Origin of the sequence: Variovorax sp. RKNM96, assembly GCF_017161115.1 — a bacterium.
GTDB lineage: Bacteria > Pseudomonadota > Gammaproteobacteria > Burkholderiales > Burkholderiaceae_C > Variovorax.
Genome location: NZ_CP046508.1, coordinates 452,030 through 466,517, shown reverse-complemented (window position 1 = coordinate 466,517; position 14,488 = coordinate 452,030). Strand labels below are relative to the sequence as shown.

The 14,488-nt window shown below is 66.9% G+C and carries 13 protein-coding genes; 8 read left to right on the top strand and 5 right to left on the bottom strand.

Annotation, left to right across the window (positions count from 1 at the left end):
• The first annotated feature begins 130 nt into the window (after positions 1-130).
• The 8 genes from GNX71_RS02175 (at position 131) to GNX71_RS02140 (ending at position 10,479) form a co-directional block, all read left to right on the top strand.
• Positions 131-4,840: an RICIN domain-containing protein gene (locus GNX71_RS02175; protein ID WP_206176809.1), complete on the top strand. Its 4,710-nt coding sequence runs from the start codon at positions 131-133 to the stop codon at positions 4,838-4,840.
• Between the two features lie 144 nt (positions 4,841-4,984).
• Positions 4,985-5,224: a F0F1 ATP synthase subunit C gene (atpE, locus tag GNX71_RS02170; protein WP_013538854.1), complete on the top strand. Its 240-nt coding sequence runs from the start codon at positions 4,985-4,987 to the stop codon at positions 5,222-5,224.
• 194 nt (positions 5,225-5,418) lie between these two features.
• Positions 5,419-6,624, top strand: coding sequence for an ABC transporter substrate-binding protein (locus GNX71_RS02165; protein ID WP_206176808.1), 1,206 nt, complete (start codon positions 5,419-5,421; stop codon positions 6,622-6,624).
• A 21-nt stretch (positions 6,625-6,645) separates the two neighbouring features.
• Complete coding sequence (locus GNX71_RS02160; RefSeq protein WP_206176807.1) at positions 6,646-7,092, top strand: DpnI domain-containing protein; 447 nt, start codon at positions 6,646-6,648, stop codon at positions 7,090-7,092.
• Between the two features lie 6 nt (positions 7,093-7,098).
• On the top strand, positions 7,099-8,019 hold the full coding sequence (locus GNX71_RS02155; protein WP_206176806.1) for a branched-chain amino acid ABC transporter permease: 921 nt from the start codon (positions 7,099-7,101) through the stop codon (positions 8,017-8,019).
• On the top strand, positions 8,016-9,002 hold the full coding sequence (locus tag GNX71_RS02150) for a branched-chain amino acid ABC transporter permease (RefSeq protein WP_206176805.1): 987 nt from the start codon (positions 8,016-8,018) through the stop codon (positions 9,000-9,002). The genes GNX71_RS02155 and GNX71_RS02150 overlap by 4 nt, the downstream gene beginning before the upstream one ends.
• A complete protein-coding gene (locus GNX71_RS02145; RefSeq protein WP_206176804.1) occupies positions 8,999-9,754 on the top strand; it encodes an ABC transporter ATP-binding protein in 756 nt (251 codons plus the stop codon). Before GNX71_RS02150 ends, GNX71_RS02145 begins: the two co-directional genes overlap by 4 nt.
• A complete protein-coding gene (locus tag GNX71_RS02140; protein ID WP_206176803.1) occupies positions 9,751-10,479 on the top strand; it encodes an ABC transporter ATP-binding protein in 729 nt (242 codons plus the stop codon). Before GNX71_RS02145 ends, GNX71_RS02140 begins: the two co-directional genes overlap by 4 nt.
• A gap of 8 nt (positions 10,480-10,487) precedes the next feature.
• Here GNX71_RS02140 and GNX71_RS02135 read toward each other — a convergent pair whose 3' ends face one another.
• From GNX71_RS02135 to GNX71_RS02115, 5 genes are all read right to left on the bottom strand, one after another.
• Positions 10,488-11,069 (bottom strand): class I SAM-dependent methyltransferase, encoded by a 582-nt coding sequence (locus GNX71_RS02135; RefSeq protein ID WP_241027134.1) that lies wholly within the window; start codon positions 11,067-11,069, stop codon positions 10,488-10,490.
• Positions 11,070-11,197: 128 nt separating this feature from the next.
• Entirely contained in the window at positions 11,198-11,911 is a 714-nt protein-coding gene (locus GNX71_RS02130) for an SDR family oxidoreductase (RefSeq protein WP_206176801.1), read from the bottom strand.
• A gap of 312 nt (positions 11,912-12,223) precedes the next feature.
• Positions 12,224-12,835 (bottom strand): glutathione S-transferase, encoded by a 612-nt coding sequence (locus GNX71_RS02125; RefSeq protein ID WP_206176800.1) that lies wholly within the window; start codon positions 12,833-12,835, stop codon positions 12,224-12,226.
• 30 nt (positions 12,836-12,865) lie between these two features.
• Entirely contained in the window at positions 12,866-13,744 is an 879-nt protein-coding gene (locus GNX71_RS02120) for an acyl-CoA thioesterase II (protein WP_206176799.1), read from the bottom strand.
• 93 nt (positions 13,745-13,837) lie between these two features.
• Complete coding sequence (locus tag GNX71_RS02115; protein ID WP_241027133.1) at positions 13,838-14,455, bottom strand: hypothetical protein; 618 nt, start codon at positions 14,453-14,455, stop codon at positions 13,838-13,840.
• Between the last annotated feature and the right edge of the window lie 33 nt (positions 14,456-14,488).

Here is a 14,488-nt window from a genome sequence, read left to right as displayed (position 1 = left end):
GAGGGTTTCACGGCAGGCGATCACCCGTCGCCTGCCGGGGTGCGTCCTGCGCGCGCACTTTGCGAGTCGAGCCAGAGAAAAAACGAGTCAGTGGGTTTCCCTGCGAACTTCTAACAACCTGGAGGCAACGATGAAGATCCGGTATTACGTGATGGCATTGATGGTGCCGTTCGTCACACTGCTGACGCACGCGGCAATCACCGGGGTCAGTCCGATGACGACCCTGAGCAACATGGCAACGGCGGTCTCCGCAGCCGTCGCCGACCCGCTCCCGCTGCAGGGACCGGGCCTGGGCAACCTCACCTACACCTCGGCCGAACTGTTCAAGCCGGTGTCGATGATCACGAGCCCCGCGCACCCGCTCGATCCGGCGCACAGCAGCGCCTACGAATCGCGCGAGGTGCCCGCCACCTACCCGGGCCGCAAGGACTACGGGATGAACGCGGGCATCATGGTCAACGGCTACTTCCTCACCTCCTTCGCGCCGGACAGCGGCCTCGGCCCGGGCGGCTTTTTGCTGTACGACGTGTCGAACCCGCGCCAGATCCAGCTCGTGAAGAAGATCTACGAGCCAGAGGCGCGCACCAAGGAGTTCCGCGAGACGCACTCCTTCGGCACCGCCAAGATCGGCGGCAAGACCTACGTGGTGCTGCCCAGCATCAACGGCGTCGAGTTCTGGGACTTCACCGACGTCAACGACATCAAGCAGGTGAAGAAGCTCGCGCTGCCCGGCGTCAACGGCGGCGACTATGAGGACGTGGCCTGGCAGCTCTGGTGGCAGGCGCCGTACCTGTACGTGGCCTCGGCAGGCCGGGGCATCTTCATCGTCGATGCGAGGGACCCTGCGAACGCCGTGGTCGCGAACCGCGGCACCGGCAAGCCCAACCCGGTGCCCACCGGCGAACTCGGCGGCTTTCGCATCGGCCCGATCTTCACGATGGGCAACCACATGGTGCTGACCGCGATGGAGAACAACGGCGGCTTCGCGAGCCTGGACATCTCCGATCCGCTCAACCCCAAGGTGCTCGACTCCATCGTGGGCACCACCCCGTTCTATTACGCGACCTGCTTCGACGGCAGGAACCTGCATGTCTCCACGCGCAACGGCGGCGCCAAGATGTACAGCTACGACCTCTCCGACCGCTCGCGCTTCGTGGCCGAGGACAACCGGCTGGTCATCGACGAGCAGCTCTATTGCGCCACGCAGGACAACTACGTCATTCAAGGCGCGCAGACGCGCATCCACAAGGTGGACGTGAGCAATCCGCTCAACCACGTGGAGGTGGGCCGCGGCAGCATCCTGCGCGAGGACGACCCGAACTTCACGCACTCGGACAACGGCCAGGTCGCGATGTTCGGCAACCTCGTCTTCGTGGGCAACGACCACGGCTCGGGCAGCGGCTTCGTCGTGCACCAGGTCGACCCCGACACCACCAAGCCCGAAGTGAAACAGGTCTCGCCCGTCAACGGCGCGAAGCAGCAGGCGCTGACCTCGCGCATCGGCCTCGGCATGACGGACAACATCCGGCCCGAGAGCGTGAACTCCAACACCTTCATCGTGCGCCCGGTGGGCGGCAACACGCTGGCGGGCACCTACAGCGTGCAGCTGGGCATCGTCAACTTCCACCCCGAGCAGCCGCTGCAACCGGGCACGAGCTATGAAGTGTTCCTGCCGGCCAACGGCCTGAAGGACTATGCGGGCAACGCCATCGCTGCGGACTACCGCTCGACCTTCAACACCGGCAACGCGACCGACATCAACCTGATGCACTACTGGACGCTGGCGGGCAACCTCTCCGACCAGATCGGCAACAACAACGGCACGCCAGTGTCGGGCGACGCGTTCGATAGCATCGGCATGAACTTCGCGAACCGCACCGCCGGTGTGCCGCTGAAGAACGACTCGGTGGCCACCGTGCTCGGCGGCACCGCTTCGCTGAGCTTCTACATGAAGACCACGCAGGCGGGCGGCCCGAACTCGTGGACAGCGCCCGGCATCTTCGGGCGCGACCAGTCGGGCGGCGCAGACGATGTGTTCTGGGGCTGGCTCGACAACAACGGGCGCATCAAGCTGTCGGTCGGCAACGACGGCGGCACCACCTCCACCGCAGTGGTGAACGACGGCAACTGGCACCACGTGGTACTGACGCGCGACGCGGCCTCTGGCGCGCAGGCGGTGTACGTCGACGGCGTGAAGACCACTTCCGCAGGCCTCACGGGCACCAAGGGCCTGTCGAACAAGTTCAACGTGCTGGGGCAGATCCAGGGCAACACGGCGCTCTTCAAGGGCACGCTGGCGGAGGTGCGCGTCTACGGCCGCGTGCTCACCGACACCGAGGTGAACACGCTGCGCGGGCAGGCCATCATCGGCGACCCGGGCATCGGCGGCGGGCCGAAGCTGGTCAACGGCCAGCTGGTGTTCAACCCCGGCACGCTCGGCAGCAGTGGCGCGCAGTTCCGCTGGAACTTCGGCGACGGCACGCAGACCACCTACTCGAACCAGCCGAACTACACCTACACCTACACGCGCCCCGGACACTTCACGGTGACGCTGACGGTGAAGGATGCAAACGGCCGCGAGACCTTCTACACCTATAACCTCACCGTGATCGTCCCGACCACGGCGCGGGCGCCCACGCACACCACCAACATCGCGGGCGATGCGAACTCGGTGTACTCGGTCAACCCCGACAGCGGCACGGTTGCAGCCATCGACGCGCAGACCCTGGCCAAGCGCTGGGAAGTGCGCGTCGGCGAAGAACCGAAGACGCTGGCCGTCGCCCCCGACGGCCGCATCTGGGTCACGGTGCAGGGCGAGGACAAGCTGGTGGTGCTCAACGCAGCCGACGGCAGCGTCTCGGCCACCGTGCCGCTGGCCTATGGCAGCGGCCCCTACGGCGTGGCCTTCACGCCCGATGGCGCCAAGGGCCTGCTGACGCTGGAGAGCAAGTCGGTGCTCATGAGCTTCGACCCGAGCAACGGCGCCACCACCGGTGCGGTCGCGCTCGAAGGCAACCTGCGCGGCATTGCCGTCAACTCCGACGCGCAGGTGGCGTATGTCACGCGCTTCAAGTCGAAGATGACCGGCGGCCAGCTGCACAAGGTGAACCTGCAGAGCATGAGCGCGATGACCACCATCGCCTTGCCGGTGGACACCACCACGGTGGACACCGAAAGCCGTGCGCGCGGCGTGGCCAACTACCTGAGCCAGGTGATCATCTCGCCGGACGGCACGCGGGCGGTGCTGCCTTCGAAGAAGGACAACATCGTGCGCGGCAAGTTCAGGGACGGCAACAACCTGGTGCACGACCAGACGGTGCGTTCCATCCTCTCGCAGGTCAACCTGCAGACGGCCGCGGAAGTGTTCGGCGAGCAGATCGACTTCGACGACCGCGCACCGGCACGCGCCGCGCTGTTCTCGCCGTCGGGCGACTACCTGTTCGTCGCGCAGATGGAAGGCAATCGCGTGGCCATCGTCGATCCGTACAGCCGCTCGGTGCGGGGCGAGATCAACGCCAGCAGCGCGCCGCACGGCCTGTACCTGGACGCGACGAGGAAACGCCTGTTCGTCAACAACTTCCTCGCGCGCTCGGTGTCGGTGCACGACGTGGCCTCGGTGCTGGCCTCGGAAACGGCGGCGCCGATCTTCCTGCAGAACGTCTCGACGGTCGCGCAGGAACCGATGTCGCCCGCGGCGCTGCGCGGCAAGCAGGTGTTCTACAACGCGTCGGACCGGCGCATGAGCAAGGACAACTACATCTCCTGCGCGAGCTGCCACGCGGATGCCGGCGACGACGGCATGGTGTGGGACTTCACCCAGCGCGGCGAGGGCCTGCGCCGCACCATCAGCCTCATGGGCAAGCGAGGCCTGGGTCACGGCAAGCTGCACTGGACGGCGAACTTCGACGAGGTGCAGGACTTCGAGAACGACATCCGCAACGAGTTCGGCGGCACCGGCTTCCTGACCAACGCGGACTTCACGGCCACGCAAGACCCGCTCGGCGCCCCCAAGGCCGGCAAGAACGCGCAGCTGGACGATCTCGCGGCCTACCTGACCTCGCTGAACAAGTACATGCGCAGCCCGGCGCGCAACGCCGACGGCAGCCTCAGCGTCGACGCGGCGCGGGGCCAGGCGCTGTTCGCCTCGGCGCAGTGCGTGACCTGCCACACCGGCGCCACCTTCCGCGACGGACAGCGGCACGACGTGGGCACCATCCAGCTCTCGTCGGGCAAGGGCAGCAACCAGCCGCTGGCGGGCGTGGGCTTCGACACGCCGACGCTCGTGGGCACCTGGAACACCACGGCCTTCTTCCACAACGGCCAGGCGGCCACGCTGCAGGACGTGCTCGCCGGCGGCCACGGCAACGCCAGCAGCCTGCCGCCCGCCGACGTGGTGGCGATTCGCGAGTACGTGCGGTCGCAGGACACCGACCCGACGCCGACGATCACCCGCATCCGTTCGAACCTCAGCAACCTGTGCGTGAACATCAAGGGCGTGTCGACCGCCAGCGGCGCGACGGCGGTGCAGTGGCCGTGCGGCAATGCGAACAACGAGCGGTTCACGGTGACGAGCCTCACGGGCGGCTACCTGCAGTTCAAGGCCGAGCACAGCGGCCTGTGCCTGGCGCAGAGCGGCACCGCGACGACGAACGCGGCGGTGGTGCAGCTGGCCTGCTCGGCCGGCGACACGACGCAGTGGAGCCTGGTGGGCGGCGCGATCAAGAACCGCGCCTCGGGTTCCTGCCTCGACGTGCCGAACAGCTCGACGACGCAGGACACGGCGCTGATCACCTGGACCTGCAACGGCGGCACCAACCAGAGCTGGACCCAGCTCCCCTGACGCACTGACGCTCTCCTGCAAAGCCGGCCGCTCCCCGCGGCCGGCTTTTTTTCGTCCCGCCCATGACCTCCCACGTCATGGACCGTGCGCACCCGTTGCGAGAAAGTACGTCCATCGATCAACCAACCACCAGGAGAAAACACCATGACCGGCTTCAACATCCTTCCCCTCGCAGTCGCCCTGCTGATCGGCATCGCAGCGCTCGGCTCGTGCCTGGGCATCGGACTGGTCGGCCAGAAGTTCCTCGAGAGCACCGCACGCCAGCCCGAGATGGTCGACGTGCTGCAGACCAAGTTCTTCCTGATCGCGGGCGTGACGGACGGCGCCTTCATCATCGCCACCGGCATCGGCCTCTGGTTTGCGACCGCCAATCCGTTCGGCTGAACGGGCGCCAGGCCCCCTGGAAAACAGGGTCCGCGCACCAGGAAGTGACACGATCCACTGGCACCATTCGTGCTAGCACCGTTGACACTGAATCGTTTATGGTTAAAGTATTTAGCTATCAACGGTTCGATGTGGCCGGTGCTGCATGACGCGGTGCCGGTGCGTCGTTTCATCCTTCCTCCCTCGGAGAACCCATGAGCCACCTGTCCCCGAAGTCGCCCGCGCTGCCGCGCACCCTGCTCTCGCTGCTGCTGTGCGGCGCAGCCCTTGGTACTGCGGCGTCGGCCATGGCCGCCCCCGTGAAGGTGGGCTTGGCCCTCGACATTTCAGGGCCTTTCGCGGCATTGGGCGCCGAGGCGCGCGACGGTTTCGCGCTCGGCATCAAGCAGCTCAACGGCAAGCTCGGCGGGCAGGACGTCGAATTCGTGCAGGCCGACATGGCCGGCAGCCCCGACCAGGCCAAGCAGCTGGTCGACCGCATGATCCAGCGCGACAAGATCGACATCTTCAGCGGCCCCATCGGCTCCAACGTGGCGCTGGCCGTGGGCCCCACGCTCTTCAACGCCAAGGTGCCGTACCTCTCGGCCAACGCCGGCCCGAGCCAGTTTGCCGGTGCGCAATGCAATGCGTACTTCTTCGGCACCGCCTACCAGAACGACCAGTTCCACGAGGCGGCCGGCAAGTTCGCGCAGGACCGCGGCTTCAAGAAGACCGTGCTGATCGCCCCCAACTACCCGGCCGGCAAGGATGCGCTGGGCGGCTTCAAGCGCCAGTTCAAGGGCCAGGTGGCCGACGAGCTCTACACCAAGCTCGGCCAGATCGACTACGCCGCCGAACTCGCGCAGTTGCGCGCGGCCAAGCCCGACTCGATCTACTTCTTCCTGCCCGGCGCGATGGGCATCAACTTCATCAAGCAGTTCGTGGGCGCGGGCCTGTCGAAGGACATCACGCTGGTCACCAGCGGCTTCTCGGCCGACGAGGACGTGATCGGCGCGGTGGGCGAGCCGATGCTCGGTTTGTTCAACACCTCGCACTGGGCGCACGACCTGGACAACCCTGCCAGCAAGGCTTTCGTGGCCGCGTTCCGCAAGGAATACAACGGGCGCTACCCATCGGTGTACGCGGCGCAGGCGTACGACGCAATCCTCGCGATGGACGCGGCCGTGAAGCAATCGGGCGGCAACGCGCAGAACCGCGAAGCCGTGGTCGCCGCGCTGAAGAAGGCCAACTACGCCTCGACGCGCGGTGCCTTCAAGTACGCGAACAACCACTACCCCATCGAGAACTTCTACCTGCGCGTGATCGGCAAGGATGCGCAGGGCAAGGTCACGAACAAGCTGATCAACACGGTGCTAACCAACTACGGCGACTCGTACGCCGACAAGTGCCCATTGAAGTAAATCGAGTTCTCTCGACAACTCGTGGCAACAGCAAAGCAGGAGCTTGGTGCATGGGGGGAGATCGAGGTCTCCAAGAAGTGCGCATGCCCAAGCTGTAAACGTTCCAAGACGCTCAAGCGCCTTCCCACAAACTTCAAGTGCGCAGATCTCATATGTGACTTCTGCGGCTACCTTGCGCAAGTGAAGTCAATGTCGGTTCGCAAGCTGGACCCAATGCCTAAGCAGATCCTCGGCGCAGCATGGGGCCCCCAGAGAGAACGAATGGATGCGGGAATCTATTTCCCACTATTTCTAGTATTGAAGACACCGACGGAGTTCGCTATTTACTACCTGCCCTCGGACTTTCAAAGCCCAGCGCTCTTTTCTGAGCGTGTGCCGCTGTCTGCCTCCGCCAAGAGAGCGGGATGGCAAGGCTTTACCTATGTGCTTTCGGCTGTTCCTGACGGCGCCCTTGTTCGACTGGTCTGATCTGAAATGACCGCAATTCTTGTTCTCGAGCAGCTGCTCAACGGCCTCGGCTACGGCCTGATGCTGTTCCTGCTGGCCGCGGGCCTCACGCTGGTGTTCGGCATCATGGACGTGCTGAACCTCGCGCACGGCTCGCTGTTCATGGCGGGGGCCTACGTGGCGGCCGAGGCGCACACGCGCACCGGCTCGTTCGCTGCGGCCATCGTCATCGCGGTGGCGGTCACCGTGGTGGTGGCGCTGCTGCTCGAAGTGCTGCTGATGCGCCGCCTCTACACACGCGACCACCTCGCGCAGGTGCTCGCCACCTTCGGCGTGATCCTGGTGGCCGACGACATCGTGACGATGGCCTGGGGCCCGTCGCCCGTGATGGCGCCGACACCCGCCGCGCTCTCGGGTCCGGTCAACCTGATGGACGGCCTGCCCTACCCGGCCTACCGCCTCGTGATCCTCATCGGCGGGCTGCTGGTGGCGCTCGCGCTCTACCTGCTGGTGAACCACACGCGCATCGGCATGCGGGTGCGCGCGGGCGCGTCCGACCGGCCGATGGCCGAACTGATGGGCGTGCGCGTGGGCCGCATCTTCAACGGCGTGTTCCTGCTCGGTGCGGCGCTCGCCGCGCTGGCGGGCGCGCTGATGGGGCCCATCGTCGCAGTGCAGGTCGGCATGGGCGAAGCGATCCTGATCCCGGCGCTCGTGGTGCTGGTGATCGGCGGCATCGGTTCGGTGCGCGGCGCCTTCGTGGCCGCACTGCTCGTGGGCGTGGTCGACACCATCGGCCGTGCGTTCGTCCCGATGCTGCTGCGCGCCACGCTGCCGCCGGCCACCGCGGCCGACCTGGGGCCGCTCTTCGCCGAAGTCGCGATGTACGCGCTGATGGTGATTGTTCTGATCTTCCGCCCCTCGGGCCTCTTCTCGGCGCGCGCATGAAGCTCTCCTCCCGCTCCATCGGCCTCGGGCTCGTCTTCGTGCTGCTCGCGGCATTTCCGCTGATCGCGCCCTTGTTCGGGCTCGAGTTCTACATCGGCTTCGTGCGGCGTGTGCTCATCGTGGCGCTGGCCGCGGCGAGCCTCAACTTCATCCTCGGCTTCGGCGGCATGGTGGCGCTCGGGCATGCGGGCTTCATCGGCATGGGGGCGTACACGGTGGTCGCGCTCAGCGACGCGGGCGTGATGTCGGCATGGGTGATGTGGCCGCTGGCTGCGCTCGTGGCCGGCGTCGTCGCCGCGCTGATCGGCACGGTGGCGCTGCGCACGCGCGGCGTGTACTTCATCATGACCACGTTGGCCTTCGCGCAGATGCTGTACTTCGTGGTGGTGTCGCTGCGCCGCTATGGCGGCGACGACGGCTACACGCTCATGAGCCGGCCCACACTGCTGCCCGGGCTCGACCTCGGCAACGAATCGAACTTCTACTGGGTCGTGCTGGTCATCGTGGCGCTCGCGCTCTGGTGGCTGCACCGCGCGACGCAATCGCGCTTCGGCCATGCGCTCATGGGCATCCGCGACAACGAGACGCGCATGCGTGCGCTGGGCTACCCCGTGTTCCGGCTGCAGCTGGTGGCGTTCGCGATTGCCGGCGCCATCGCCGGCCTCGCGGGTGCGCTTCTTGCAGGCGGCAACGGTTTCGTCAGTCCCGCGACGATGCACTGGACGCAATCGGCCACGCTGCTGGTGATGGTGGTGATCGGCGGCCTCGGCCGCAGCTGGGGCGGGCCCGTGGGCGCCATCGTCTGGCTGCTGCTGGAGGAGTTTCTGAAACAACACACGGAGCACTGGCACATGCCGCTGGGATTGTTGTTGATCGCTGTCGCGCTGTGGGCACCCAAGGGGCTTGCTGCCCTTTACAAGCGCCGCTTGCCCCTCACCCCAACCCTCTCCCCAGAGGGGCGAGGGAGCGAGACCACACCATGAGCCTTTTCAGAATCGAAGGATTGGTCAAGCGATTCGGCGGCCTGCTCGCCACCGACCATGTGAGCCTTACCGTGGAACGCGGCGAGGTGCATGCGCTGATCGGCCCCAACGGCGCGGGCAAGACCACGCTGGTGAACCTGATCACCGGCCTCCTCAAGGCCGACGCGGGCCGCATCCTGCTGGACGAAATCGACATCACCAAGCTGCGCGACCACCAGCGCGTGGCGGCCGGCATGTCGCGCTGCTTTCAGGTGACGCGCGTGTTCGCCAAGGAGACCGTGCACGACAACCTGATGCTCGCGGCGCAGGCCCATGCGGGCAGCAGCCTGCGCTTCATGGCGCCGCGCGCGACCGAGCGCGACCTGGTGCAGCGCGCCATCGCGCTGGCCGATCGCGTGGGCCTGGGCAGCGAACGCGATCGCATCGCAGGCACGCTGCCGCATGGTGCCCAGCGCGCGCTCGACGTGGCGCTGGCGCTCGCGGCCGAACCCAAGCTGCTGCTGCTCGACGAACCGATGGCGGGCATGGGCCCCGACGAATCGGCGCGCATGGTGGACCTGATCGAATCGCTGCGCGAATCGATGGCCATCCTCTTGATCGAACACGACATGGACGCCGTGTTCCGCCTGGCCAACCGGCTCACCGTGCTGGTGCAGGGCCGCGTGCTGATGAGCGGCACGGCCGACGAAGTGCGCGGGCACCCCGACGTGCAGGCGGTGTACCTCGGGACCGAAGCGGAAGGACACGCATGAGCACGGCCACGACAACGAAAACTTTGCTCGAGGCAAAGTCCATCGAGGCCGGCTACGGCGCGAGCCAGGTGCTCTTCGGCATCGACCTCCAGATCGGCGCGGGCGAAGTGCTCGCGCTGCTGGGCCGCAACGGCATGGGCAAGAGCACGCTGTTGAAAGTACTGACCGGCACGCTCTCGCCGATGCGCGGCGACGTGCAGTTCGGCGGCGCGGCCATCGGCGGCCACAAGCCCGATTCGATCGCACGGCGCGGCGTGGCCATCGTGCCCGAGGGCCGGCATGTGTTCCCGAACCTCAGCGTGGACGAGCATCTGCGCGCCTTCGCGCGGCCGCGCCCCGGCAGCGCGCCACGCTGGACGGTCGAGGCGCTCTACGGCCTGTTCCCGCGCCTGGCGGAACGCAAGGCCAACGCGGGCAACCAGCTCTCGGGCGGCGAGCAGCAGATGCTCGCAATTGCCCGCGCGCTTTCCACGCACCCGCGACTCCTGATCCTCGACGAAGCCACCGAAGGCCTCGCCCCGGTGATCCGCGAGGAGATCTGGCACTGCATCGCCACGCTCAAGTCCGAAGGCGAAGCGATCCTGGTGGTCGACAAGTACGTGCAGCGCCTGCTGCCGCTGGCCGACCGGCATGTGATCCTCGAACGCGGTCGCGTGGTGTGGCAGGGCGATTCGGCAGCGCTCGATGCCGACCGCTCGCTCTGGACGCGCTACCTCGGCGTGTAGGCCTGCGTTCACTCCCGCGGACGGCACGCGAGGAAGCCGGCCCACCTCACGTCCTTGCGGCCGATCCACTGCGTGTCCCATTGCACTCGCAGGCCGGCCGCTGCAAGCGCTTCGGCGAACCGGTCTTTCTCCCAGTAAACGGTCTGGTAGTCGCCGTTCGTCTCGCCTTCGCCGATGCGCATGCCCGCGAGGAAGACCCCGCCGGGTTCGAGCGCTTCGAACACCTTGCGCAGAACCGTTGGGACCTGCTCGCGATCGACATGGATCAGCACGGCCATCGCAAGGATCGCGCTGTAGGGTCCGCCCAGCGCATCCGTCACAACATTGAGCAGCTCGCCCTTCTTGCCGCGCTCGGCCTGCAGGTCGAGAAAGGCCTGAGCCGCATCGGTGCGCCTGACGACCCCGCCCAGGGACTCGATGAAGTCGGCGTCCTGCCCCGATCCGGAGCCGATCTCGAGCACGGTGCCGCCGGCGGGCACGAACTGCATCATCCGGCGCAGCGCGTCCACGATCTCGGGCGGCCGGTGGCCCGCCACGATCGCGTTGTATTCGCGGGCGGACGCTTCGTAGGACTGGATGGTGCGATCCATGTTCTTCAACACCGAGGCGGGAATTTCCACGGGGGCCTTTCCGCTCCATCGGACATCCGACGGGAACCGCCAAGGCTAGGTCCGGGGCACCGCCCGGCTCATGGGGACAACCACTTAAGACCCATGCACTACACCGAGCGCGTGATGCCGCCGTCCACCCGCAGGTTCTGCCCGGTGATGTAGCCCCCACCCTCGGAGGCAAGGAAGCCGATCACGGCCGCGATCTCGCTCATCTTGCCGTAGCGGCCCATCGGGATGCGGCCTCGGAACTCGGCCTTCTCGGGCAGGCTGTCGATGAAGCCAGGCAGCACGTTGTTCATGCGCACGTTGTCGGCGGCGTACTTGTCGGCGAAGAGCTTGGTGAAGGCCGCGAGGCCGGCGCGGAACACGCCAGAGGTCGGGAACACGGGATCGGGCTCGAAGGCGGCGAAGGTGGAGATGTTGATGATCGTGCCGCCGCCCTGCTTCACCATCAGCGGCGCCACGAGGCGGCTCGGGCGCACCGCGCTCAGCAGGTAGACGTCCATGCCGCGGTGCCAGTCTTCGTCGGTGATCTCCAGGATCGGCGCGCGAGGGCCATGGCCCGCGCTGTTGACCAGCACATCGACGCGGCCCCAGGTGTCGGTCACCTTGTCGACCAGCCGCTTGATGTCGTCGTTCGACTGGTTCGAGCCGGTCACGCCGATGCCGCCGAGCTCCTGGGCCAGCGCTTCGCCCTTGCCCGATGAGGAGAGGATGGCAACGCGGAAGCCGTCGTCCGCGAGTTTGCGGGCCGCGGCGGCGCCCATGCCGCTGCCACCGGCCGTGACGATGGCTACTTTCTTTTGTGCTTCAGAAGACATGCGTTGGTCCTTGGTTTGAATTCATGCGAGGGGTGCATTTAGCCAAGATTTCGGGGCGGGTGCACAGGCCACCGGGTACTCCCCTCCGCGAATGTCCTCCGGGCTTCGCCCTCCCCCTTGATTTCGCTGCGGGGAGCACCCGATGCCCTGCGCACTTGGGCACGCTCTGGGTGAACAGCCGATCAACGACCGCTCTGAAAGCGCTCACGCTGATGGTGGGCTCTGTTTCGCGAAATCAAGGGGGAGGCCGCAGGCCGGAGGACATTCGCGAAACAGAGCCCACCGTCGGCGTGAGTGCCGCCCTGAACGGACTCAGGCGACAGCCGGCAGCGTCGCCTGCATCGACGCCCGCTGGTTGAACGTCTCGAACCACTTCGCGGTATTCGGCGCCTCGGCACGCCAATCAACCGATGGGAACCGGAAGTCCATGTAGCCCAACGCACAACCGAAGGCGATGGTCCCAATATCGACGCGGTCGCCGAACGACGGTGCCGCCGTTTCGAGCCATTCGAGTCCAGTGCGCACCTTGGCAAGCTGGCCCTCTGTCCAGTCGTTCCAGCGCAGGGCCTCGGGGCGCAGCATGGTCTCGTAACGCGCGAGCAGCGCGGCGGCGGTCATGCCATCGGCGAGGGCCAGTTCGGTGAGGCGGGCCCAGCGCTCGGTGCCACCAGCGGGGAACAGTGCCCCCGAATGCGTGGCGTCAAGGTATTCGCAGATCACGCGGCTGTCGTACAGCACCTGCCCGTCGTCGCACAGGAAGGTCGGCACCTGGCCGAGCGGATTCTTCGGAAGGATCGTGGCGTCGCGCTTGACCGGGCCGGCCGCGCTGGGCAGCTTCTCGATGCGGTCGGCAATGCCGAGTTCGTGCGCGACGACCATGCACTTGCGCACGAACGGCGAAGCGGGCGAGTGGAAGATCTTCATTCGGTGTGTCCTTGGATTGCGGTTCTCGTCTCAACGCACGATGCGCAGCATGCCCTCTTGCGCGGTCGAAGCCACGAGCCGCCCGTCGCGCGTGAACAGGCTGCCGCGGCACAGGCCCCGCGCACCGCTCGCGCTGGGCGAGTCGAGCACGTAGAGCAGCCAGTCGTCCATGCGGAAATCGCGGTGGAACCACATCGCGTGGTCCAGGCTCGCGGGGCGCACCTGGCCGCTCATGAAGCTCAGGCCGTGCGGCAGCATCGCGGCGCGCAAGAGGCCGTGGTCGGAAGCGTAGGCGAGCAGCGCGCGGTGCACGACCGGGTCGTCGGGCAGCGGCGCGATGGCGCGCATCCAGATCGCACTTTCCGAAGGCCGCACGATGGGCGTGAGCAGGTCGTCGGCCTCGACCCGGCGGTACTCGATGCCGTGCGGCTCCAGGCCCTTGATGCGCCAGCGCTCGGGCAGCCGGTCGCCGAGGGCGAGGCGCTGGTCGAGTTCGCTGACCAGGCCTTCGGGGCCTTCGACCTCGGGCATCGCGAGCTGGTGTTCGACACCGTCGTCCACCGTCTGGAACGACGCCGACATCTCGAAGATGATCCGCTCCCCCTGGCGCGCCACCACATGGCGGGTGGTGAAGCTGCGGCCGTCGCGCACGCGGTCGACGCTGTACTCGATGGGCGCATGCTCGCCCGGCAGCAGGAAGTAGGCGTGCATCGAATGCACCGGCCGGTCGGCGCCGACCGTGAGGCTCGCGGCTGCGAGCGATTGGCCGAGCACCTGGCCGCCGAAGACGGCGGGGGTACCGATGTCTTCGCTCTGGGCGAGAAAGCGGTCGCCGCCGAGCGGCTCGAGCTGCATGAGGGCGACGAGTTCGTCGACGAGGCGGGCGGCGGTGGCGGGATCGGTGGTCATCGGCAAAGGGCAGTCGGTGCAGGAAAAAAGCAGCCCTCGACCATAGCAAAGGCCGGGCCGGCGAGCTGTCGCGGCCCGGTCAGCGGGGCGCTGCTATTTGTAGAAGCAGATGACCATGAAGCGCGCCCGGCAGCGGTAGTCCGTGCCGCCTTGCACGATGAACATGGGCACGCCGCCCACCAGCGGCTTGCCCTCGTCGTCGTAGATCAGCGGCGACGGGGCGGGTTGGGCCGCGGGGCCGGTGGCGGTTTCCTGCTCGACGTAGTTGATGAGGAACGAACGGGAGAAATCGAGCGCATCGGCCGGCTTGACCGGCGCGGCCGCATAGCGCGTGCCGTAGACGGTGCCGAAGTAGCGCAGCGCCGGGCCGGTGCGGTCGCCGTATTTCATGTCGGTTTTCGCGAAACCGGTCTGGATCAGGAAGACCCGGTCTTCGGGTGTCAGGTCGGCGTCGAAGGCGAGCAGCGTGTACGTCCCTTCGAAGCTGTTGTTGCGCGCCACCTTGAGTTCGCCGTTGAGGCTTGGCGTGACCTTGGCGCGTCCGCTCCAGCGCAGCAGCGCGGCCACGGACGGGTCGCCGTCGAACACGTAGTGGTATTTCTCCGCGGCGATGACGACCTTGCGGCCGTCCTTGGCGGCGAGGAAGCTCACCACCTGGTCCTTGCCGTGGACGGGTTCGCCTTCGGGGGTGCTTGCGCAGCCCCATTGCATGAGGCCGAGCGCGGCGCAGGAAAGGGCGAGGAG

Bases quoted from the DNA above. Each gene is read 5' to 3' on its own strand.
- GNX71_RS02175 (WP_206176809.1), top strand. From the start codon at position 131: ATGAAGATCCGGTATTACGTGATGGCATTGATGGTGCCGTTCGTCACA.
- atpE (WP_013538854.1), top strand. From the start codon at position 4,985: ATGACCGGCTTCAACATCCTTCCCCTCGCAGTCGCCCTGCTGATCGGC.
- GNX71_RS02165 (WP_206176808.1), top strand. From the start codon at position 5,419: ATGAGCCACCTGTCCCCGAAGTCGCCCGCGCTGCCGCGCACCCTGCTC.
- GNX71_RS02155 (WP_206176806.1), top strand. From the start codon at position 7,099: ATGACCGCAATTCTTGTTCTCGAGCAGCTGCTCAACGGCCTCGGCTAC.
- GNX71_RS02150 (WP_206176805.1), top strand. From the start codon at position 8,016: ATGAAGCTCTCCTCCCGCTCCATCGGCCTCGGGCTCGTCTTCGTGCTG.
- GNX71_RS02145 (WP_206176804.1), top strand. From the start codon at position 8,999: ATGAGCCTTTTCAGAATCGAAGGATTGGTCAAGCGATTCGGCGGCCTG.
- GNX71_RS02140 (WP_206176803.1), top strand. From the start codon at position 9,751: ATGAGCACGGCCACGACAACGAAAACTTTGCTCGAGGCAAAGTCCATC.
- GNX71_RS02135 (WP_241027134.1), bottom strand. From the start codon at position 11,069: ATGGATCGCACCATCCAGTCCTACGAAGCGTCCGCCCGCGAATACAAC.
- GNX71_RS02130 (WP_206176801.1), bottom strand. From the start codon at position 11,911: ATGTCTTCTGAAGCACAAAAGAAAGTAGCCATCGTCACGGCCGGTGGC.
- GNX71_RS02125 (WP_206176800.1), bottom strand. From the start codon at position 12,835: ATGAAGATCTTCCACTCGCCCGCTTCGCCGTTCGTGCGCAAGTGCATG.
- GNX71_RS02120 (WP_206176799.1), bottom strand. From the start codon at position 13,744: ATGACCACCGATCCCGCCACCGCCGCCCGCCTCGTCGACGAACTCGTC.
- GNX71_RS02115 (WP_241027133.1), bottom strand. From the start codon at position 14,455: ATGCAATGGGGCTGCGCAAGCACCCCCGAAGGCGAACCCGTCCACGGC.